Genomic DNA, 21305 nt, shown 5'->3' with positions numbered 1-21305 from the left:
CCGGGAGAGCCCCGCTCACCGGAGCGCCTCGACCAGCAGACGCCCGGCCGCCTCCGCTCCGTCGGTGCCGATCCGGCTGCCCAGAGCCTTCGCTCGCGCCCGGGTCTCGGGCGCCAGCGCGGTCTTGACCACGGTGCTCAGGGATTCGGCGGTCGGCGGCGGATCATCGAGTGCCGCCCCGATGGCCAGGTCTGCCACCCGGCCGGCCCAGTACGTGTTGTCGGACAGCTGGAGGGGTATCACCACTTGCGGCGCGCCCGCCGCGGCGGCTGTCAGCGTCGTGCCCGCGCCGCCGTGGTGCACCACGGCCGCCACCCTGCCGAACAGGCGCTGATGGTTGACCTCCCCGATGGCGAGGCAGTCGTCTCGCCCGTCGGCCAGGTCCAGGTCCGCCCAGCCGCGGGACACGAGCACGCGGTGCCCCTGCGCGCGGATCGCCTCGACGGCCATGCGGCCGATGTCCGGCGACGGGCGCAGGCTGCCGAAGCCCACGTAGACCGGTGGTGCGCCCGCGTCCAGGAACGCCACCAGGTCGGCCGGGAGCGGGCGTTCGTCCGGCAGCGTCCAGGCGCCTGTCTGGGTGACGTCGAGCCCCGGGACCTCCCGCCACGGCCCCAGGACCGGGTCGGCCGCCAGCCACGGACGGTCGGTGAGGATGTGGTCGCGCACGTTGTCCACCGCCGGCAGGCCGATCGCTGCCCGGTGGCCGTTGAGCGTCTCGCTGAACTGAGCGTTCATGTGGTGCGCGTCCAGCTTCCACAGCGTCCGGTTGTCCTTCACCTCCGGGTCCGGCTCCGGCCAGCCGGGCCGCGGCGGCGGGGCATGGTGCGGCGACGGCAGATGGACCGCCGAGTAGCTCGTGTACACGTAGCGGATGCCCGCGGCCTCGGCCGCGGACCGCGCGGCAACCTGCGCCAGGCCGGCCGCCACCAGCGCGTCACATCCGTCGAGCGCCGCAGGGAAGACGTCGAACTGCGTCTCGACCAACTGGTTCCGGTACCTGGCAAGGTCCGCCGCCGACGGCAGAGCCGTCCCGCGCATCACCTCACGCACCGGTGGCCCGACCGGCACCGGTTGCACCCCGATCCCGGCAAGCCGCTCGGCGAACTCCTCGTCCGGCGGGGCGCACATCCGCACCCCCACACCGAGCGCCCGCAACTGCACCGCGAGTGCAACCAGCGGCTCGACATCGCCTCGTGTCCCGTAGGTAGACAACAGCACCCGCATTCCGCGTCCTCTTTCGTTATGTCTTACCTGTGCTTCTGTTCGTTTCTGCCCGGATATCGAGCGTGTGCGGGCAGCAGTGCAGGTCGCCCCTGGTGACAGTAGACGGCCGGTCTCGTCCTTGTCGTTGACCAATTCGGCGGTTCCGGCAGAGACTTGTGTATCCGGGAGTGCCCGGCGAGGTGTGCGAGGTCCCGATCGTCAACATCACCGGAGAGCTGCTCGATGCATAGTTCGCCCACGCCGGGCCCTGATGTTTCGGTCATCCTGCCCTGTGCCGGCCTCGGCACCCGCTTCGGGGCGGCCTATCCGAAGGAGCTGCACTGTCTGGCTCCTGGGGTCACCGTGCTGGACCGCAGCCTGGAACCCGTTGTCGAATTGACCAAGAGCGGGCTCACCGTGCGCTTGGTTGTCGTGTTCGGGACACGCAAGCTGGACACGGTGAGCTATCTCGCGCGCTATGCGGAGACCTTTCAGATGGTCTTTGTCTACCAGGACGAGTCGCTTGGCCCGGGTCTCGACGGGGCGATCCGGTCTGCCCTGCCGATGACGCAGGGGCCGGTTGCTCTCGTTCTGCCCGACATCGTTGTCAGCGACTCGGACGCGGCTGGCAAGCTCCTCGCCGCACTGCGGCGGACAGCGGCGACGGGCTGGAGCGTCGTGGCTGCCGAGGAGCGGGATCCCGGCACGCTGCAGCAGATGGGCGCGCTGGCCTTGGCCGAGGCGGGCGGGACCAGGACGGTGGGGGCGGCTGTCGACAAGCCGAGCGACCCTTCGGGCTTCAACGCGTTCTGGGGCATGGTGGCAGTCACCGAGGACGAGGCGCACAGGCTGCCCGACGTCGTGGCGGAAGGGACTGCCAGCCCGCTGGCCGGTGCGTCCGCCCTCATGGTGGAGGGAATCGTCAACTACAACACCCCTGCGGGCTGACCCCCGGCCGAAGTGGCGGGGACGCCGCCCGGCGGCCGGGCGCGCCCCCGGGAAGCCCCTCGGCGCGGGTTCTCATCGGGGCGCAGTACGGCCGAGAGGCCGCCTCGGCCGCGATCCTGCGCGGTGACAGCGGCCGTGCGGCCGTACTCCGGCAGGGCGTCAAGGCCCAGGCCAGACCCAGGACTAGGACCTCCTCGCCGGCGCCCCGGGGCCGCGGGAAGTCACCCGGCACCTCGGGATGACGCCTGCCGCGCCCGGCTAGAAGAAGCGGTCCGGGTCGGCCGCCGACCAGTCCTGGGCCCACTGCGCCGGCGCATCGCCCAGCAGACTCTCCGGGGCCAGGCGCTCGTAGAGTTCGTCGCTGGCGCGGATGGTGGCCGGATCGATGCGCCGGCGCAGCATGGACGGGCGGAGCTCACCGGGGGCGGACACGCCGGCGGCGGCCATGATCTTCATGGCGCTGGCGACGGTCTCGGCCTGGAAGCGCTGGACGCGCAGGGCCTTGTCGGCCACGTCGAGGGCGCGGACGCGCCGCGGGTCCTGGGTGGTGACGCCGACGGGACAGGTATTGGTGTGGCAGCGCTGCGCCTGGATGCAGCCGACGGCGAACATCATGGCGCGGGCCGCGTTGGTGTAGTCGGCGCCCTGGATGAGGCGTTTGACGATGTCGGCGCCGGTGGCGACCTTGCCGCTGGCGCCGATGCGGATCCTCTCGCGCAGCCCCGCGCCCGTCAGCGCGTTGTGGACGGTGAGCAGGCCCTCGGTGAGCGGCTGGCCGAGGTGGTCGGCGAACTCCAGCGGCGCCGCGCCGGTGCCCCCCTCCGAACCGTCGACGACGACGAAGTCCGGAGTGCTGCCCTCCGCCCGCATGGCCTTGCACAGCGCCAGGAACTCCCGGCGGGACCCGACGCACAGCTTGAGCCCCACGGGCTTCCCGCCGGCCAGTTCCCGCAGGTACGCCAGGAAGTGGACCAGGTCACGCGGGGTGGTGAAGACGCTGTGGTACGGAGGCGAGACCACGGTCCTGCCCTGGGGCACGCCCCGGGCCCGGGCGATCTCCTCGTTGACCTTGCCGCCGGGCAGCAGTCCGCCGCTGCCGGGCTTCGCGCCCTGCGAGAGCTTCAGCGACACGCATACGACCTGTTCGCGCGCCGCCTGGTCGGCGAACTGCCGCGGGTCGAAGTCCCCGTCCTTCGTCCGGCAGCCGAAGTATCCCGTGCCGATCTCCCAGACCAGGTCGCCCCCGTGCCGCAGGTGGTGTGCGGAGATGCCCCCTTCACCGGTGTCGTGTGCGAAGCCACCGCGCGCGGCTCCGCGGTTCAGCGCGAGCACGGCGTGGGAGGACAGCGCGCCGAAGCTCATCGCCGAGACGTTGAGCAGCGACATCTCGTACGGCCGAGTGCAGTCGGGGCCGCCGACACGCACCGTGGGCGGAGTCTCGGGCACGGGTACGGGGGCGATGGAGTGCACCAGGAACTCGTGTCCCGGAGTGCGGACGTCGCGTTCGGTGCCGAACGCCTCCTCCGCCGCGGTGCCCTTCGCCCGCTCGTAGACGATGCTGCGCACCACCCGGTCGAAGGGGCGCCCGTCGTAGTCGCGCTCGATGAAGTACTGCTGCAGCTCCGGACGGAGGCGCTCCAGCAGATAGCGCAGATGGCCGAGTACAGGATAGTTGCGCAGCACGGAGTGCCTGCGCTGCAGCAGGTCGTACCCGCCGAGGGCGGCCAGGGCCCACGCGAGCGCGGCAGCTGCCCACCACCGCGGCGACACCGTGACGGCGGGCACCGTGAGTCCGGCGCCCAGCAGCGCGGACACGAACAGCAGCGCGAACCTGATCACCGGTATCGTCCCCGGGCGCTCTCGCGCCCCGCCGCCTCCGGCATGCGTCCGCCCGGCCTGCTTCCTCGACCTCGTTGCTCGGGTGGGCGCAGATCAGGTCGGTGCGGATAGGGCGCCGTGTCGTATCGCGGACGAGGCGCAGGCAGAGGATGTGCCGTGTGCGACAGCCCTGACCGGGCCCAGCGCCGCGCTCTGCTCCAGACCCTCCAGCCCGTCCCCGCGGCCGCGGGGGTTCCGTGCGAGCCGCCGTACCGTCGGCGTCCGGGCGCGCACCACGCGCCGACGCGGTTCATCCCTCTCCCTCCCTCCGGGGGCCGGGTCGTCAGACCGGAGCACGGCGCCGCAGGTACCCGCGCCCCCGGGCACCAAACCCCCGGTACTTCGAGGGCGGGCCGGCCTTCTTCCCGGACGGAACGGCAGCGGCCGGTGTCGCCCCGTACGGCGGGCTCCAGCGAGTCCACGCCCTGCGTGGCCGTTCCTCAGGCGGTAACGTGACGGTTGTCCAGGCGGAGGCTGGCGGATACGAACAGGGACAGTCCGCGCCGCCGTGTGCGGCTGCCGTTCCTCGACTGAGCGGACGGCGCCCGGCGGCGGGGCAGGTCAGCGCAGGAGGACGCATGCAGGCGAGCGTGGGTGACCGGCTTCTCGTGCACGGCCGGATCGTGGGTCAGCACGACCGGACGGCGGAGATCATTCAGGTCCTGGGGGTGGACGGCGGCCCTCCCTACCGCGTCCGGTTCGAGGACGGGCACGAGACGGTGATGAGCCCCGGCCCCGACGCCGTCGTGCAGCCCGAGTCCGACAGCGACGAGTGACGGGTCGGGCGACGGGCGGCACGCGCCGGTTCAGGCGGTACCGCTGATCCAGTCGTACACGCGCTGGGCGTCGAAGGCGGCCTGGCCGCCTTCGAACAGCAGGCCCGCCGACGCGAACGACGGGTCGTCCGCCGTGCGCGGCAGATAGGGCACGGCGACGCAGCGCATGCCCGCCCGGCGCGCGGCTTCCGCGCCCGGCGGGGCGTCCTCCAGCACGACGCAGCCGGCGGGGTCGGCACCGAGCCGGCGCGCGGCCTCCAGGAAGACGTCCGGCTCGGGCTTGCCGTGCGGAACCTCCTCGGCCGAGACATAGCGGGGGAGGAGTGCGTCCAGGCCGGTGGTGGACAGCACGGCGGCGATGGCGGCGCGGGACGAGCCGGAGGCGACCGCCATCGGGTGGCCCGCCGTGTGCAGCCGCTCCACGAGCTTCCGCATCTGCGGGAACGCCTCGGTGTGCGCGGTGGCCAGGGCGAGGTAGTGCCGGTCCTTCTCGGCGAGGAGTTCCTCCAGGGGTGCGGCGATGCCGTAGCGCGCCCGGAGGGTCTCCAGCGTCTCGCGGGTGCCGATCCCGATGAAGCTGCCGTGCTCCTCCCAGGTGAAGCCGTGCACGCCGTGTGCCTCCAGCAGCCTCCTGCCCGCCTCGTAGTAGTTGGGTTCGCTGTCGACCAGGGTGCCGTCGAGGTCGAAGATCACGGCGGGGAGGGCGGGGGACGGGCTCATGCGTTCCAGGATGCCAAAGCCGTCCGATTTGGCCTCGGCCGGGAACAGATGCTTTCCTCGTGATGTTTCACCATGCGGACACCGGGAGGGGTTTTGGAGAAGGCGCTGCGACGGCCCGAGGAGAGGCAGCTCTCTTTCCTCCGGCAGATGTTCGTGGCACCGGATCCAGACCGGCACCGGGCGCGTGTCTCCGCCCGCGCGGTGCTGGGCATCGGGCTGGCCGTCGCCGCGCCGGGGCTCTGCGGCCTCCCGCTGGAGGCCATGGTGACGGGCGGCCTGGTGGCGCTGCTGGCGCTGTTCACCGTCACCGACCCGACCGTACGCGGCCAGGCCGTCACCACCGCGCTGCTGCCCGCCGCAGGGTTTCCCGCCCTCGCGCTGGCGGCGTGGCTGCACGGGACGCCGGCGGCGCGGGACGCCGTGTTCCTGGCGGTGGTGTTCGCCGGCGTGTACGCGCGCCGCTGGGGGCCGCGGGGGCACGCGCTCGGCATCTTCGCGTTCATGATGTTCTTCGCCGCGCAGTTCCTGCACACCGGGCCGCACGAGCTGCCGCTCACCGTCGCCGCCGGGCTTCTCGCACTCGCGGCCTCCGCACTGACCCGCTTCGCCCTGTGGCCCCTCGAACGGCGTACGCCGCCCCACCACCCGGCAGGCGTTCCAGGCGCTCCTCGCCTGCGGCCTCGCGCTGACCGCCGGGCAGATGCTGTCCCTGGACCGCTGGTACTGGGCGGTGGGCGCCGCCTGGTGGATCTTCGTCAACACGGCCTCGCGGGGCGAGACCCTGGTACGCGGCTTCCGCCGCCTGCTGGGCACGGTCACCGGGCTGGCCGCCGGGATCCTGGTCGCGGTGCCCGCGGACGGCGCGGCGGTGCCCACGGCGCTGGTCGTCGCCGTCTGCGTGTTCGGCATCTTCTACACGGCTCCGCTGTCGTACTCCTGGATGATGTTCTGGGTGACGCTCATGGTGGGCATGCTCTACGGCCTGCTCGGCGTGCTGCACCCCGGGCTGCTCGGGCTGCGGCTGCAGGAGACCGCCGTCGGGGCGCTCGCCGCGGCCGTGGCCGTGGCGCTCGTCCTGCCGGTCACCACGCACGCGGCGACCGACGCCTGGATCCGGCGGGCCGTGCACAGCGTGCACGCCTCCACCCGGCAGGCGGCGCGCAGGCTGGCCGGGGACGAGGCGGCCGACCCCTCGCCGCACATCGCCGAGTTCGAGCTGCTGCTGGGGCGGGTGCGGATGGCCGTCGCCCCGCTCGTGCACCCGCTGAGCCCGCTGCGGGCCCGCAAGGTGCGGGCCCGCCGGATCCTCGCGCTGCTCGACGACTGCGCGCGGCAGGCGCGCGGTCTGGCCGAGGTCGCCGCCGATCCGTACGCCTCGCACGACGCCCGGCTCACCGCCGCCTGCGAGCGGGTCGAGGCGGCCGTCCACACGCTCGTGTGCCGCGCCCCCGGCCGGGCCGGCCGCGCCGGTGCGGCGGCGGTCGCGCGGGAGCGGTCCGCGGGAGAGCGCGCCGCCGCGGAGGCGCGGCCGGCGCCGCTCCTGGCCTCCCCGCAGGCGGCGGAGCCGCACCCGGCGGCCGAGCGGGCCCTGGCCCATCTGCACGGGCTGGAGGAAGCGCTGGAGCAGCTCGCCACGCCGTTGCACAGCGCCCCGCGCGCCCCGCTCTCCGCCGCGGCCTGATCCGCCGGCCGGTCCCAGGAACCGGGCCCGGGCCCCGGAGTCGTACGCACTTCAAGCCGGAAGGAAACTTTCCTAACGATTTTTGGTTCTACGCATTGACGCGGTCATGTCCAGTGGTCAGGATGCCGTGCGACAGCGCACTACGCCTCGGCCCACGGAGGAGAGACGGACGTGTCAGCCATCCCCACCTGGAGCAATCGCCGCTACGTCCTGCCGGTGGCCGGCGCGGGCGCCGCGGCGCTCGTCGCGGCCCTGCTGGTCTGGCCCCCGGCCGGCCGCGCGGACGCCGGTCGGAGCAGCGGAGGCGACCGCGGCGCCGGCGCCTTCACCGTTGTCGCGGCAGGCGACATCGCCGAACAGTGCACCGAGAGCGACAGCGGCTGCGAGCACCCCCGTACCGCGGCCCTCACCGAGAAGATCGACCCCTCGCTCGTTCTGACGATGGGCGACAACCAGTACGACGACGCGCGCACCGAGGACTTCGAGCGGTACTACGCGCGGACCTGGGGCCGCTTCAAGGACCGCACCCGTCCCACGGCGGGAAACCACGAGACCTACGACCCCGACGGCGCCCTCACCGGCTACCGCAACTACTTCGGCGACATCGCCTACCCCCGGGGCAAGCCGTACTACAGCTTCGACAAGGGCGACTGGCACTTCGTCGCCCTCGACTCCAACGACGTCGGCGACGAGCAGCTCGACTGGCTGCGGGACGACCTGGCCGCCACCGGCAAGCAGTGCGTCGCCGCCTACTTCCACCACCCGCTCTTCTCGTCCGGAGGGCACGGCAACGACCCGGTCGGCAAGCCCTTCTGGGACCTGCTGTACGAGAACGGCGCGGAGCTGGTCCTGAACGGCCACGATCACCACTACGAGCGCTTCGCGCCGCAGACGCCGGACGCCGAGGCTGACGACGACAGGGGCATCGTGCAGATCGTCGGCGGGGTGGGCGGCGCCCATCCCTACGACATCGAGGACGAGCAGCCCAACAGCGAGAAGCGGATCAGCGGCAGCTTCGGCGTCCTGGAACTCTCCTTCGAGGACCGCGGCTTCTCCTGGGAGTTCGTCAACGCGGACGGCGAGACGGAGGACAGCAGCCCGGAGTACCGGTGCCACTGACGCCGCTGCCGGCCGCGCCGAACCCGCAACAGCCCGCCCGGTAGCGGAGGAGCCCGGATGTACCTCGCCTCCAGCCGGGAGACGGGGAGGCGGCCCGACGGCACGGCCGCGCGCTCCGGCGGAACCCCCGCCGCGCGCAGCCGCGTCGCGGGCCCCGTCTTCGCCCTCGGCGCCGTCAGCCTGGTCACGGACATCTCGTCCGAGATGGTCACCGCGGTGCTGCCGCTCTACTTCGTCGTCGGACTCGGCCTCAACCCGCTCCAGTTCGGATTCCTGGACGGCCTCCACAACGGCGTCACCGCGCTGGTGAGGCTGGCGGGCGGCCACGCCGCCGACCGGCGGCAGTGCCACAAGCTCGTCGCGGGAGGCGGCTACGCCCTCTCCGCGCTCTCCCGGCTCGGCCTGCTGCTCGCCGGGAGCTCCACGGGCGGCATCGGCGCGGCCCTCACGGCCGACCGGGTCGGCAAGGGCGTCCGCACGGCGCCCCGGGACGCCCTCATCTCGCTCAGCAGCCCGCCCGAGGCCCTGGGCCGCTCCTTCGGCGTCCACCGCGCGATGGACACCACCGGGGCCCTGCTCGGACCGCTCGCCGCGTTCGCGCTGCTGTGGGCCACCGCCGAGGCGTACGACGCGGTCTTCGTCGTGAGCTTCTGTGTCGGCCTGCTGGGCGTGCTGCTGTTCTGGGCACTCGTCCCGGGACGCGGCAGCCCGGAGCTGGGCCGCACTGCCGCCGGGCCGGGGCCGCCGCCCCTGCGCGCGGTGCTCTGCCTGCTGGGCAACCGCCGGTTCGCGCGCCTCCTGTGCGCCGCCTCGGTGCTCGGCGCCGTGACCGTCGGGGACGCGTTCGTCTATCTGCTGCTTCAGCGGAGGCTGGGGTTCGCCACGAGCTGGTTCCCGCTGCTGCCGCTGGGCACGGCGGCCGTCTTCCTGCTGCTGGCCGTCCCCCTCGGCCGCCTCGCCGACCGCACGGGGCGCCGGATCCCGTACCTGTACGGACACGGCGCACTGCTGGCCGTCTATCTGCTGCTGCTCGGGCCGGTGGGAGGGTGGCCGCTGCTGTGCGGGGCGCTGCTGCTGCACGGCGCCTTCTACGCGGCGACGGACGGCGTGCTGATGGCACTCGCCGCACCCGCGCTGCCCGTTGGCCAACAGGCCGGCGGCATGGCCCTGCTGCAGACCGGACAGGCCCTCGGGCGGCTGCTCGCCGCCGTGGGCTTCGGCGCCGCCTGGACGCTGTGGGGCGCGCACACCGCGCTCGTCCTGGCCTCCGCCCATCTCGCGGCCGTCCTGGTGCCGGCCGCGCTGCTGCTGCGTCCGCACGCCCGCACCGGAGGGCGGGCTCCCGTCCCCGACGAACCGGAGGAGCGCCCATGCTGAGTCTGCGCGTCCGCATCGCCGCACTGGGTGCCGCGACCGCGGTGCTGGCCACCGTCGCCGTGGTCTACACGGTCCGGGCGGCCGACAGCCGCGCGCGCACGGCGACCGCCTCCTCCGCGTTCGGGCTGCACGGCGCGCAGCCCCGGCTGCTGTTCCGCAGCACGCGGGACGGAACCGGCGAGGGCCGCGTCGCCTGGATGCCGGGGCGGGGCGGCGCCCGGCGCACCACCGGAGGGCCCGCCTGCGACCGGTTCCACGCCGCCGGCGGCACCGCGCTGTGCCTCCAGCGCCGCCCCGGACTGCCCCTGCGCTCGTACGCGGTGGTGCTGGACGAGCGGCTGCGGGAGACGCGTCGCATCCCCCTGGACGGCATTCCCAGCCGCGCCCGCGTCTCGGCCTCCGGGCGGATGCTGTCGTGGACCCTGTTCGCCGCAGGCGACTCCTACAACCAGTCGTCCTTCTCCACCCGTACCGGCATCCTCGACGCCCGCACCGGCCACCTCGTCAAGAACATCGAGAGCATCCCGCTCACCCTCGGCGGCCGCCGCTACCACTCCCCGGACGTCAACTACTGGGGTGTCACCTTCGCCGCTGACGACAACCGCTTCTACGCCACCGTTTCCACCAAGGGCGCGACCCACCTGGTCGAGGGCGACAGGGCGAAGTGGGCGGCGCGCGCCCTGCGGGAGAACGCGGAGTGTCCCTCGCTCTCGCCGGACGGGCACCGCCTGGCGTTCAAGAAGAAGGTGCGCGACGGCGGCCGCGCCCCCTGGCGGCTGTATGTGCTGGACCTGCGCAGTATGCGGGAGCGGCCGCTCGCCGAGCGGCGCGGGGTGGACGACCAGGCGCTGTGGCTGGACGCGCGGCAGGTGGCCTACGCGCTGCCCGGCGAGGACGGCCGCACCTCGGACATCTGGAGCGTGCGCGCCGACGGCAGCGGAGCGCCGCGGCTGCGGGTGCGGGACGGCTCGTCGCCCGCGCTGGTCCGGCCCGGCAGGTCCAGACCTGCTGTTACGGTCGATGCCGACCAGCGTGGTGAAAGGACGGTGCGGTGAGCGGCACGGTGAGCGGACTGCGGGCGTATCTCGGCTCCTTCACGTCCGCGGGGGGCCACGGCATCACCGTGGTCGACGTCGACCAGGACAGCGGAGCACTGAGCGGGCCCCGCCACACGGACGTGGTGGCCGACCCCTCGTACCTCGCCCTCGCGCCCCGCGTCGGGATGCTCTACGCGGTCAGCGAGACCACCGCGGGAGCCGTGGCCGCGCTCTCCCTGGACGGCGCCCGGGAACCGGCGGCGCTCTCCGCCCGCGCTCCCGTCCCCGTCGGCGGGGACGCGCCCACCCATCTCGCGCTCGCCGCGGGGCGGCTGTTCACCGCCAACTACGGCTCCGGCAGCGTCAGCGCCCTCGGGGTGCGGGCCGACGGCACGCTGGGCGGCCCCCTGCGCGTACACCCCCACCAGGGCAGCGGGCCGCGCCCGGAGCAGCGGGGGCCGCACGCCCACGCGGTCGTCCCCGATCCGTCGGGGCAGTGGCTGCTCTCCGCGGACCTGGGCACCGACTCGGTGTGGGTCTACGATCTGCGGGCCGCCGGGCCCGGCGTGCGTCTGCACCGCGAGACCCGGCTCCGCACCGGCAGCGGACCGCGCCATCTGGCGTTCCGTCCGGGCGCACCGGACCGCGCCTCTGTCGTCTATGTCGTCAACGAGCTGGACTCGACCCTCACGGCGTGCCGCTGGGACGCGGAGGGCGGGGCGCTGGAGCTGCTGGGCGTGACGCGCACCCTGCCGGACGGCCACGGCGGGGAGGGCAACTACCCGTCGGCGCTCGCCCTGTCGCCCGACGGCCGCTTCGCCTGGGCCGCCAACCGGGGCGACGACAGCGTCGCGCTGTTCCGGCTGGACGGCGAGGGCGGGCTGCCCGCTCTCGTCACCACCGTGCCGTGCGGGGGACACTGGCCGCGCGATCTGGCCGTGCACCCGTCCGGACGGTGGCTGTACGCGGCCAATGAGCGCTCCGGAGACATCACCTGGTTCGCCGTGGACCAGGAGACCGGCGTACCGCACCGCACGGGTGCGCTCGGCCTGCCGGCGGTGAGCAGCGTGGTGTTCGGCTGAGCGGACGGTGCGGCCCCTGAGGGGGACCGGTGCCGGGCCGGGGGCAGGAGCTGTGCACCGTGCCGGAGCGGCAGCTCAGCTCAGCGCGCGGGCGTGCCCTGCTGCGCCTGCTGCTGTCCGAGGCCGATCTTCGCGGCGAAGGTCGAGGCCACCAGCTTCCCCACCGCCGGGTACGCGCCGAGCGGTTCGGCCGCCGAGCAGCCCGCCTCCCGTGCTGCGGCCTGAAGCAGCCCGTCCGCGATCTCCGGGCCGATCAGGCACGGCGCCACCGCGAGCTGCTGCGAGCCCGAGCCGTGCAGCTGTTCGGCCGTGCGCGCGACGGCGCCCTCCTCGTCGAGACCGGTGGCGAGCACCGGCACGGCCAGCCGGGCGGCCAGGAGCATCCCGGTGATACCGGCGGCCTGGACCGCCTCCTCACCGCCGATGGTGGCCAGGATGATGCCGTCGGCCGCCGTCGCGACGGTGAACAGCCGCGCCCGGTCGGCGCGCGCGAGCCCGGCCTCGGACAGCCGCACATGCACCGCCTCGGCGAGCAGCGGGTGCGGGCCGAGCACATCCGTCACTTCGGCGCCGGTGGCGCTGTTCAGCACCTCCTGGCGGATGCGCCGCATCAGTGCGGCGTCGGGACCGGCGAGCAGCGGGATCACGACGGCGGGCAGCTCCTCGTCCCCGCCCGCGCCCGGCGCCCCCCGGCCGTTCACCTCGCCGGCCGGCTGCTGCCGGGTGGCGCGCTCTTCCACCGCCTGTGTGAGCGCCGCACCGATCGACGGGAACTCCTCGTCGTCACCGTCCAGGAAACCCACCCGCGCGTCGAGCCCGGGGAGCTCGGAGCGGGCGATGCTCAGCGTCTCCTCGGCGACGCTGCGCGTGGTGGTGGACGGCGTGCCGGGAACGGCCAGCACCAGCGCGGGCGCGTTCTCGGGCGCGACGACGGGCTCCGGTCGGCGGTGCCGTCCGGGCTGGCGTGGACGCGGCATTCGTACGGGCAGACCCTTGTCAGGCCCTGTGGGGGAGCTCATGCGCCCGCATGTTAATGCCTTGAGGAGCCCGGCTGTTCGGGTGGGGGAGACCAGACGTAAATGTCCCGATTCGCCCAGCGGATAGCCTGAACGCTTTTGTCGGACTCTGTTAAACGCTGCCCGGGACGGCCGCGATCCTTTCGCCCCGTCCGCGCCCGGCGGGGCGTCAGGCTCCCACCAGGCGGAGCAGCGCCGGGTCCGCGGGCAGCGCGAGGCTTCCGGCGGCCAGCCGCGCGGCGACGGCCACCGCTCCCTGGAGCGGGTCCCCCGCCGCATCGACGAGGCGCGCCCGCGGCAGCCGCGCGGCCAACTCCTCGCCCACCGGGCCGGTGAGCGTCGCGCCCATGCGGAACAGCCCGCCGGTGAGCGCCAGGGCCGGTTCCGTGCCGTCCGCCGACGGCTCCGGGCACACCGCTGCGGCGCTCCGTGCGATCTCCCGCGCCGCGCTGCGCAGAATGCCCGCAGCCACCGGGTCCCGGGGTGCGCACCGGCCCACCTCCGGCGCGAAGGAGGCCAGCACGGCGGGGCGGTCCGGGCGCGGATAGAGCTTCCCGGGGAGGGCGTGCAGCGGCGTACCGAAGACCTGCTCGGCGCGGGTCCGCAGCGGCTGCGACCCTCCGTCGCGGCCGTCGTACGCGCGCATCGCGGCCTCCAGCCCGGCCTGTCCGATCCACGCGCCGCTGCCGCAGTCGCCCAGCAGATGGCCCCAGCCGTCCGCGCGCCGCCAGGCCCGCAGATCCGTGCCCAGGGCGATCGCCCCGGTGCCCGCCACGACAACGGCGCCCGGCCGTTCACCCAGCGCGCCCGCGTACGCCGTGACCCCGTCGGCGGCCAGCGCCAGCCGGCGCACACCGAACGTCTCCCGCAGAAACCCGGGCAGCTCGGCGCGCAGCCCGTCGCCCAGCGTCGCCATCCCGGCGGCCCCGACACAGGCGGCGTCGACCCCGGAAGCGCCGGTCTCGGCGAGCAGGGTGCGCACGGCGGGCGCCAGCCGCTCCGCCATGTGCTCCGGGTCGATGCCGCTGGGGCCCGTTCGCACCGGCTCCGCCGCCACGGACGCGGCGGGCCCGCCGCCGGGCGCGTCCGCGGGCGCGAGGGCGGCCCGGATCCCGGATCCTCCGGAGTCGACTCCGAGCACCCAGGATCCGGTCCTCACGGCAGGCGCCAGTCCACGGGGCCCGCGCCCTGCTGCGCCAGCAGGTCGTTGACGCGGCTGAACGGGCGGGAGCCGAAGAAGCCGCGGTCCGCCGACATCGGGGAGGGGTGCGAGGACTCCACCGAGGGCAGGGCGCCCAGCATCGGGCGCAGATTGCGCGCGTCCCGGCCCCACAGCACGGACACCAGCGGCTTGCCGCGCGCCGCGAGCGCCCGGATCGCCTGCTCGGTGACCTCCTCCCAGCCCTTGCCCCGGTGCGCGGCCGGCTTGCGGGGAGCCGTGGTGAGCGCCCTGTTGAGCAGCAGGACGCCCTGCCGGGTCCACGGGGTCAGATCGCCGTTGGAGGGGCGGGGCAGCCCGAGGTCGTCGTGCATCTCGCGGAAGATGTTCTCCAGACTTCCGGGCAGCGGGCGCACCTCGGGCGCGACGGAGAACGACAGCCCCACCGCGTGGCCGGGAGTCGGATACGGATCCTGCCCGACGATCAGCACCCGCACCTCGTCGAAGGGCTGCTGGAACGCGCGCAGCACATTCGCCCCGGCGGGTAGGTACGTTCTGCCTGCCGCGATCTCGGCGCGGAGGAAGTCGCCCATCGCGGCGACGCGTTCAGCGACCGGCTCCAGTGCTTCGGCCCAGCCTGATTCGACGATTTCGTTCAACGGTCGTGCAGCCACGAGCCGTCACTCTACTGGCTCAGCCGAGCCCCGTCAGTCGATCACCGCGGCCCGCACGCACAGCACGTCCGGCAGGTGCGCGGCGAGCTGCTGCCACGTCTCGCCCTCGTCGGCGCTGGCGAACACCTCTCCGTTGCGGTTGCCGAAGTAGATGCCCGCGGGATCGGCGTCGTCGGTCCACAGGGCGTCCCGCAGCACCGGCCCGTAGTGCGCGTCCTCGGGCAGCCCCGCGCTCAGCGCCTGCCAGCTCGCGCCCGCGTCCTCGGTGCGGTGCACCCGGCAGCGGCGCCCGGCCGGCACCCGGTCGGAGTCCGCGTTGAGCGGGAAGACGTACGCGACGCCGCCGCGCCGGGGGTGGGCCGCGACGGGGAAGCCGAAGTCCGAGGGCAGGCTGTCCCCGATGGAGGCCCAGCTCGCCGCGTTGTCGTCGCTGCGGAAGACGCCCCAGTGGTTTTGCAGGTAGAGCCGGTCCGGGTCTGCCGCGTCCCGGGCGATCTTGTGCACGCACTGGCCGTACTCCGGATAGCGCTGGCTCTCCGGCAGGAAGACGGCCGAGACGCCCCGGTTGGACGGCTCCCAGCTCGCTCCCCCGTCCGCCGTGCGGTACACGCCGCCGGTGGACACGGCGATCGTCACCGACCGCGCGTCCCGCGGGTCCACCAGGACGCTGTGCAGCCCCAGGCCGCCGAAGCCCGGCTCCCACCCGGCGCGCGTGGGGTGCTCCCACAGCGCGCGCACCAGCGCGAAGGACTCCCCGCCGTCCTCCGACCGGAACAGCCCGCCCGGCTCCGTGCCGGCGTACACCACGCCGGGCTCGGAGGCGCCGCCCGGCTGCAGCTGCCAGACCCGCTCCAGGGACGTGCCGGTGTCCTCCGGATATCTGACCGGCGGCTGCTTCGGCTCCGTCCAGGTCGCGCCCAGGTCGTCCGAGTGGAAGACCGACGGGCCCCAGTGCGTGCTGTCCCCGCCCGCCAGCAGCCGGGGAGTGCCGGGGCGCCTCCTGTCGATCCCCACCGAGTACACCGCCTGGGCCGTGAAGTGCGGGCCTGTGAACTCCCAGCCCGGCCTCTGCCGCTCTCCGACCGGCCGCCGCGCGAGGAAGAGCCCCTTGCGCGTGCCGACCGCCAGCAATACCTCGGGCATATGTGCCACCGCCTTGCGGACGTCGTTGTCGTGAGGTGGCGATCAGTCTGCACTCCGGCACTGACAACGGGCCCATATGGCAGGCGTTACCGCAGGTCATACGGCCTGTCGGGGTGCGGCGGCGAGGTCAGGCGCCCGCCCGCGCCGCGGCGAGCAGCCCCTCCCAGTCCGGGATCTTCACCGTGCTGCGCGCGAGGTGGCGTCCCAGCTCGGCCTCGGCCGTCTCGATGCCCAGCCAGCCCTGCCAGCCGACCGGCTCCTGGCCCGCCTCCCGCAGGACCTCCAGCGGGTCGGCGGCGAGCGGCCCGCGCGCCTCGGACAGCGCGTCGGCGTCCGCCAGCAGCGAGGTCACCGTCTCCTTGGCGCAGGGGCGGTTGGTGCCGATCACTCCGGTGGGGCCGCGCTTGATCCAGCCCGCGACGTACTCCCCCGGGGAAGCCGCGCCGTCCCGCAGCACCCGCCCCGCCTCGTGCGGCACCGTGCCCGAGCGCTCGTCGAACGGCAGCCCGGTGAGCGGCACTCCGTGGTAGCCGACCGAGCGCAGGGCGAGCTGCGCCTCGATGTCCTCGTAGACGCCCGTCCCGGTGACCCCGCCCCGGCCATCGGGCTCGGTCCGCTCGAAGCGCACGCCGCGCACAGCGCCCGCGCCGTCGTCCAGGACCTCCACGGGGCGCAGGTAGAAGCGCAGCTCCAGCGAGCGGGACGGGGGCGGCCCGGTCCGCTCCCCGGCCTCCCGGGCCCATCCGCGGAGCACCGTCAGATTGCGCCGCACCGCCGACGGCAGTCCCTCCGGGTCCCGGTACCCGGGGTCGAGGGACAGCTCGTCCTCCCGCAGCCGCACCCCGGCGTCCGGGAGGGTGCCCAGCTCGCGCAGCTCCTTGGTGGTGAACTTGGCCTGCGAGGGGCCGCGCCGGCCGACCATGGAGATCTCGCCGATGCCGCTGCGGGCCAGGCTCTCCAGCGCGCCCTGCGGCATGTCGGTCGGGCGCAGCTCGTCGCTCCGGCGCGCCAGCACCCGGGCGACGTCCACCGCCACATTGCCGACCCCGATGACGACGGCGGACCGCGCGCCCAGCGTGAAGCCGTCCGTGGCGGCGTCCGGGTGGGCGCTGTACCAGGAGACGAAGTCGGTTGCCGAGTGGCTGCCCCGCAGGTCCTCGCCGGGGATGCCGAGCCGCCGGTCGGTGGCGGCGCCGACGCAGTAGACGACCGCGTGGTAGGCGCGCAGCAGCGCGGGTGGCCGCACCCCGTCCGCGCCCACCGTGACGTTCCCCAGGAACCTGATCCGGGGGTGCTCCAGCACCGAGCGCAGATTGTTCTGCAGCGACTTGATCTTCTCGTGGTCCGGGGCGACGCCGTACCGCACCAGGCCGTACGGGCAGGGCAGGCGGTCGAGCACGTCGACGGCGGCCACCGGCCCCGCCTCGTCCCGCACCAGCCCCTGGGCGGCGTACACCCCGCTGGGGCCTGCGCCGACGACCGCGACGCGGAGTCGGGGCGGCGACTGGGAGGCTGTGGCAGACGGTACGGACGGCACGGCAGTGCTCCTTCCCACCGGGAGTTCCAGGATCGCACCGGAGGCGGCCGCGCGGGAGATGCGCGCACGGCCGGGCATTCGGGGGTGCGCGCACCCTTCCCGGCGCGTGCCGCGCGGTGCGCGCGGGGCGGCGGGGGGTACCGTTCGGCCCGTGTCGGAAAGTTCCGTTTTCTCCTCGAACGGCCGGTACGGGCCGCACGGCTCCGTGTCGGTGTGGCCGCTGTGGGAGCTCCAGGGATACGGCACCGGCGCCCCGGACCCGGCCGGGGAGAGCCGCGGGGAGTCCGTCACCGAGCTGCTGCCGCCCTGGTTCAACGTGCGGCTGACCTTCGCGGACGGCGCCCGGATCGACGTCCTGGCGGCGGTCGCGGACGGCCGCATCGTCATCGAGGAGATGCGCGCCGACCCCCCGCTGCCCCTGCACGGCTTCGCCACCCTGGCGACCTGGATCGACGAGCCCCTGGAGGACGCCTGCCGGGTCGTCCTCGAACGGCACGCCGCCGGGTTCACGGGGAAGCCCGCCGGGTTGCGCTCCTCTCCCGAAGGGTGCGCCGCCGTGCCGGAGCAGCCCGGCAAGCGCCGGGCCCGGCCCGCCTGGCCGCGTGGTGTCGCGGGCCGGCGGGTGGCGGCCGAGGCATACCTGGCCGCTCAGGAGGAGGGACGCGACCCGGTGCTCGCCGTGATGTGCGCGACGGGGCGGAGCCGCCGGAAGTCCCTCAGGATCATCGCGAGCGCCCGTGACGAGGGCTATCTGGCCCCGCGGCACGCCCGCCGGTGAGGCGCCCCAGCACCGGCGCCGGCGTCCCGTCGCACGGAGGTTCGCCCGGCGGCGCGCCCATCTCCCACTTCAGCCCGTAGCGCGTGAACAGCTCGGCGCGCAGCCGCTCCAGCGGCATGGGGGCGCCCGGCAGCAGCACCGCGACGACGGCCCCCATCAGCAGGGCGCGCAGCAGCGGGTAGTCGGTGTCCGGGTCCGGCGAGCCGTAGCGCCGCACCGTCGCGTGCAGCAGCGCCGCCAGCCGCTGCTGCTGGTCGCACTGGACGAAACCCTCCTGCTGGAGGATCCCCGCCATGTGGGCGCGCATGAGAACGGGCTGGTCGCGCGCCAGGCCCAGAATCGCGTCGATGACGCGGGCGAGCAACTCCTGCCCTTCGTCCGTTCCTTCCGGCACCGGCCCCCTCGCCAGCGACTCGGCCACCGTCAGATGCATCAGACGGTGCACCGCCGACTGGAAGAGCTGCCGCTTGCCCGGGAAGTAGTACGAGATCAGGCCGCGCGCCGACCCCGCGCGATCCGCGATGTCCCCGAGCGTCGTCGCGTCGTAGCCGCGTTCTGCCACCAGCTCGACGGTCGCTTGGAGGAGACGTTCGCGCGAGCGTCGGCGCAACTCTTCATTGACCGATGCGCTCCGGGGGGACATGCTGTAACTCCTGCGTTGACTGGCCCGCAGCCAATATACTCAGCACGACTTCGGGTGCCGTTCCGCCGATGTGCGGAGTGCGCCCGGCGCAACGGCCGGTACCGGGGTGACGCGGGGGATCGCCCCGGTACCGGCACCGCATACTCCGGTCAGGCTATCCCACGCGGCCGAGCACCGGCCGCAGCCCGTTGGGCCGCTCGGCGACGGGCAGATGGCGCACCGCGTGGAACGCGCAGCCGAGCCGGGCGGCCCCGCCGTCCGCCCGCTCGTCGTCACCGACCATCAGCACGCGCTCCGGGGCCAGCCCCAGCTTGTCGCAGGCGATGCGGAACAGCCGGGCGTCCGGCTTCTGCACCCCGTGCTCGTACGACAGCACGTAGGTGTGCACCGCCGCGTCCAGACCGTGCGCGCGGAACACCGGCCGCAGGTCCCACCCGATGTTGCTCACCACCGCCACCGGTACGCCGCGCTCACCGAGCTCCCGCAGCACCTCGGACGCGTCCGGGTACGGCTGCCAGGCCCCCGGCGCCATATGGCGCTCGTACAGCGCGTCGTAGAGGTCCGGGTGCGGAAGGGGGACCTGGCGGGCGGCGCCGGTGTACGCGGCGCGGTGCTCCGCCGCGCTGCGGTCGCGTACGGCCCACAGCTCGCGCAGCTCCTCCGGGACGGTCCGCGGCGGGGGCCCGCCGGGCAGGGCACCGGCTGCCTCCAGCCGCTCGGCGCAGCGCGCGAACTCCGCACCGGGCAGCGCGATCCCCGCGGCGTCCAGCACGGCGCCCAGCCAGCTCGTCGCGGGCTCGACGCGGAACAGGGTTCCCGAGAAGTCGAACATGACGCCCGCGCACCCGCCGGAGCCGTCTGCCGTACTGTTCATGATCAAAGTATTCCACGCCCGAAGGCCGTCCCCGGAACCGGGAGTTCGGCAGCGGCGGCCGGAACCGGACTTCCGTGCCCGACCTCCGCACCGGCATCCCGTACGGCGCCCGGCAGGGGATACGTTGAGGGCCGAGGAGCCGACCGCGACGGCGGTGCGAAGGACGAAGGGCGAAGGGCGAACCATGGCAGACAGACGGCAGGGGGACCGATGACGGACGACCGGCCGGACCGACCGGCCCTCCAGGAGAAGGCGCCGCCCGGGATCGACACCACCGTGCCGCACTCGGCACGCATCTGGAACTACCTGCTGGGCGGGAAGGACAACTACGCCGTCGACCGGGCGGCCGGCGACGGCGTCTGCGCGGTCTTTCCCGGTATGGTCGACATCACCCGCCACTCCCGCGCCTTCATCGGCCGGGTCGTGCGGCACCTCGCGCAGGAGGACGGGATCCGGCAGTTCCTGGACATCGGCACCGGCCTGCCCACCGTGGACAACACCCACGAGATCGCCCAGCGCGTCGCCCCGGAGTCCCGGGTCGTCTACGTCGACAACGACCCGCTGGTCCTCGCGCACGCGCACGCCCTGCTCACCAGCACCCCGCAGGGGTCCACCGCGTATATCGACGCCGATGTGCGCGACCCCGACCGCATCCTGCGGCAGGCCGCCGGCACGCTGGACTTCGACCGGCCCGTCGGGCTGATGCTGATGGGCATCCTGGGCCTGGTCGGCGACGACGAGGAGCCTCGCGCCATCGTCCGCCGCCTCCTCGACGCGCTGCCGCCCGGCAGCTGGCTGGGGCTCAACGACGGGGCCGACACCGACCCGGCGTACGTCGAGGCCATCGCCCGCTTCAACGCCAAGTCCGGCGCCGTGCCGTACACGCCGCGCAGCCCGGAGGCGATAGCGGGCTACTTCGAAGGGCTGGAGCTGGTGGAGCCCGGCGTCGTGTCCTGCTCCCGGTGGCGGCTGGAGAACCTGCCCTTCGACGAACCGGACGAGGTGGCGGTCTTCGGCGGTCTGGCGCGCAAGGCGTAGCGCGGCCACAGCGCGAGCGCGCCCAGCGCCAGGGCCGCCCCGAGCAGCGTGCCCGCGGCGACGTCGGTCGGCCAGTGCACGCCCAGCCAGACGCGGGTGAAGCCCACTCCCAGCGCCGACACCCCGGCCACCGCGACCGCGGCGCCCCACACGGCGCCGCGGACCCCGTGCCCGCGCAGCAGCCACAGCAGCAGCACACAGGTGACCGCGGCCGTCATCGCGTGCCCGGACGGCATGGCCGCGTACTCCGCGGAGTCCACCGGGCGCTCCCACCCGGGGCGGTCCCGCCCGATCGCGGCCTTGAGCACCTGCTGGACGCCCGCGGCAACGGCGGCCGTTCCCGCGCACCAGAGCGCCGCGGGCCAGGCGCGGTGCCACAGCAGCCATCCGACGGCCGCGGCGAGCACCAGCCGCATCGTCCACGGGTCCCACACCCAGTCGGTGAGGATCCGGTTCGCGTCCGTCCAGGCGGGGTGCCGCAGCGCGGCGGTGTGCAGCCGAGCGGCGAGTCGGCTGTCGAGGTCCAGCAGGGGGCGCCACCCGGCGGCGACCAGCCCGACGACCAGCGCCCCGAGCGCACCGAGGGGTACGGCGCACCATCGGATGCGGGGGCCGGGGG

18 protein-coding genes and 2 pseudogenes are annotated in these 21305 nt (G+C 74.2%); 9 read left to right on the top strand and 11 right to left on the bottom strand.

Annotated elements, in window-relative coordinates:
* Window positions 1–15: 15 nt before the first annotated feature.
* Entirely contained in the window at window positions 16–1227 is a 1212-nt protein-coding gene (locus G5C65_RS02785; protein WP_165296969.1) for a glycosyltransferase, read from the bottom strand.
* A gap of 222 nt (window positions 1228–1449) precedes the next feature.
* On the opposite strand from G5C65_RS02785, the gene G5C65_RS02780 reads away from it, so the two are divergent.
* Window positions 1450–2154 carry a glycosyltransferase family protein gene (locus G5C65_RS02780; protein ID WP_165296953.1) on the top strand — a complete coding sequence of 235 codons (705 nt, stop codon included), beginning with the start codon at window positions 1450–1452 and terminating at the stop codon, window positions 2152–2154.
* 258 nt (window positions 2155–2412) lie between these two features.
* On the opposite strand, the gene G5C65_RS02775 is transcribed toward G5C65_RS02780, so the two are convergent.
* Window positions 2413–3993, bottom strand: coding sequence for a glutamate synthase-related protein (locus G5C65_RS02775; protein WP_165296952.1), 1581 nt, complete (start codon window positions 3991–3993; stop codon window positions 2413–2415).
* Window positions 3994–4610: 617 nt separating this feature from the next.
* On the opposite strand from G5C65_RS02775, the gene G5C65_RS02770 reads away from it, so the two are divergent.
* Window positions 4611–4808 carry a DUF1918 domain-containing protein gene (locus G5C65_RS02770; RefSeq protein WP_165296951.1) on the top strand — a complete coding sequence of 66 codons (198 nt, stop codon included), beginning with the start codon at window positions 4611–4613 and terminating at the stop codon, window positions 4806–4808.
* 30 nt (window positions 4809–4838) lie between these two features.
* Here G5C65_RS02770 and G5C65_RS02765 read toward each other — a convergent pair whose 3' ends face one another.
* Window positions 4839–5528: an HAD family hydrolase gene (locus G5C65_RS02765; protein ID WP_165296950.1), complete on the bottom strand. Its 690-nt coding sequence runs from the start codon at window positions 5526–5528 to the stop codon at window positions 4839–4841.
* A 147-nt stretch (window positions 5529–5675) separates the two neighbouring features.
* Between G5C65_RS02765 and G5C65_RS02760 the strand changes: the two are divergent.
* From G5C65_RS02760 to G5C65_RS02740, 5 genes and pseudogenes are all read left to right on the top strand, one after another.
* A pseudogene (locus tag G5C65_RS02760) lies at window positions 5676–7209 on the top strand (FUSC family protein).
* A 171-nt stretch (window positions 7210–7380) separates the two neighbouring features.
* Window positions 7381–8328 (top strand): metallophosphoesterase, encoded by a 948-nt coding sequence (locus G5C65_RS02755; RefSeq protein ID WP_165296949.1) that lies wholly within the window; start codon window positions 7381–7383, stop codon window positions 8326–8328.
* 57 nt (window positions 8329–8385) lie between these two features.
* Window positions 8386–9705: an MFS transporter gene (locus tag G5C65_RS02750; RefSeq protein ID WP_165296948.1), complete on the top strand. Its 1320-nt coding sequence runs from the start codon at window positions 8386–8388 to the stop codon at window positions 9703–9705.
* Entirely contained in the window at window positions 9699–10760 is a 1062-nt protein-coding gene (locus G5C65_RS02745) for a TolB-like translocation protein (protein WP_241265508.1), read from the top strand. The genes G5C65_RS02750 and G5C65_RS02745 overlap by 7 nt, the downstream gene beginning before the upstream one ends.
* Entirely contained in the window at window positions 10757–11824 is a 1068-nt protein-coding gene (locus tag G5C65_RS02740) for a beta-propeller fold lactonase family protein (RefSeq protein ID WP_165296947.1), read from the top strand. Before G5C65_RS02745 ends, G5C65_RS02740 begins: the two co-directional genes overlap by 4 nt.
* 80 nt (window positions 11825–11904) lie before the next feature.
* On the opposite strand, the gene G5C65_RS02735 is transcribed toward G5C65_RS02740, so the two are convergent.
* The 5 genes from G5C65_RS02735 to G5C65_RS02715 form a co-directional block, all read right to left on the bottom strand.
* Window positions 11905–12843: a sirohydrochlorin chelatase gene (locus tag G5C65_RS02735; RefSeq protein ID WP_206441164.1), complete on the bottom strand. Its 939-nt coding sequence runs from the start codon at window positions 12841–12843 to the stop codon at window positions 11905–11907.
* Between the two features lie 166 nt (window positions 12844–13009).
* A complete protein-coding gene (locus tag G5C65_RS02730) occupies window positions 13010–13999 on the bottom strand; it encodes an N-acetylglucosamine kinase (protein ID WP_338146212.1) in 990 nt (329 codons plus the stop codon).
* Window positions 13996–14673, bottom strand: a complete 678-nt coding sequence (locus G5C65_RS02725; protein WP_165296945.1) for a uracil-DNA glycosylase — start codon at window positions 14671–14673, stop codon at window positions 13996–13998. The genes G5C65_RS02730 and G5C65_RS02725 overlap by 4 nt, the downstream gene beginning before the upstream one ends.
* 33 nt (window positions 14674–14706) lie before the next feature.
* Window positions 14707–15816: a WD40/YVTN/BNR-like repeat-containing protein gene (locus G5C65_RS02720; RefSeq protein WP_165296944.1), complete on the bottom strand. Its 1110-nt coding sequence runs from the start codon at window positions 15814–15816 to the stop codon at window positions 14707–14709.
* A 127-nt stretch (window positions 15817–15943) separates the two neighbouring features.
* Window positions 15944–17353 (bottom strand): FAD-dependent oxidoreductase, encoded by a 1410-nt coding sequence (locus G5C65_RS02715; RefSeq protein WP_338146211.1) that lies wholly within the window; start codon window positions 17351–17353, stop codon window positions 15944–15946.
* 151 nt (window positions 17354–17504) lie between these two features.
* On the opposite strand from G5C65_RS02715, the gene G5C65_RS02710 reads away from it, so the two are divergent.
* Entirely contained in the window at window positions 17505–18131 is a 627-nt protein-coding gene (locus G5C65_RS02710; RefSeq protein WP_338146210.1) for a DUF6214 family protein, read from the top strand.
* Here the strand turns inward: G5C65_RS02710 and G5C65_RS02705 are convergent.
* Together G5C65_RS02705 and G5C65_RS02700 are read right to left on the bottom strand one after the other, a co-directional pair.
* Window positions 18076–18774 carry a TetR/AcrR family transcriptional regulator gene (locus G5C65_RS02705; protein WP_165296942.1) on the bottom strand — a complete coding sequence of 233 codons (699 nt, stop codon included), beginning with the start codon at window positions 18772–18774 and terminating at the stop codon, window positions 18076–18078. The genes G5C65_RS02710 and G5C65_RS02705 overlap by 56 nt on opposite strands.
* A 154-nt stretch (window positions 18775–18928) precedes the next feature.
* Window positions 18929–19648: an HAD family hydrolase gene (locus tag G5C65_RS02700; RefSeq protein WP_165296941.1), complete on the bottom strand. Its 720-nt coding sequence runs from the start codon at window positions 19646–19648 to the stop codon at window positions 18929–18931.
* Window positions 19649–19858: 210 nt separating this feature from the next.
* Between G5C65_RS02700 and G5C65_RS02695 the strand changes: the two genes are divergently transcribed.
* Window positions 19859–20686 carry an SAM-dependent methyltransferase gene (locus G5C65_RS02695; RefSeq protein ID WP_206441163.1) on the top strand — a complete coding sequence of 276 codons (828 nt, stop codon included), beginning with the start codon at window positions 19859–19861 and terminating at the stop codon, window positions 20684–20686.
* A gap of 65 nt (window positions 20687–20751) precedes the next feature.
* On the opposite strand, the pseudogene G5C65_RS40325 reads toward G5C65_RS02695, so the two are convergent.
* Window positions 20752–21102: pseudogene (locus G5C65_RS40325) on the bottom strand (phosphatase PAP2 family protein); the annotation flags it as partial.
* Between the last annotated feature and the right edge of the window lie 203 nt (window positions 21103–21305).

The sequence above is a fragment of the Streptomyces boncukensis genome, assembly GCF_011045075.1.
GTDB classification, from domain to species: domain Bacteria; phylum Actinomycetota; class Actinomycetes; order Streptomycetales; family Streptomycetaceae; genus Streptomyces; species Streptomyces boncukensis.
The sequence above is the reverse complement of the archived record's forward strand: the minus strand, read 5'-3'. Positions and strand labels throughout refer to the sequence as shown.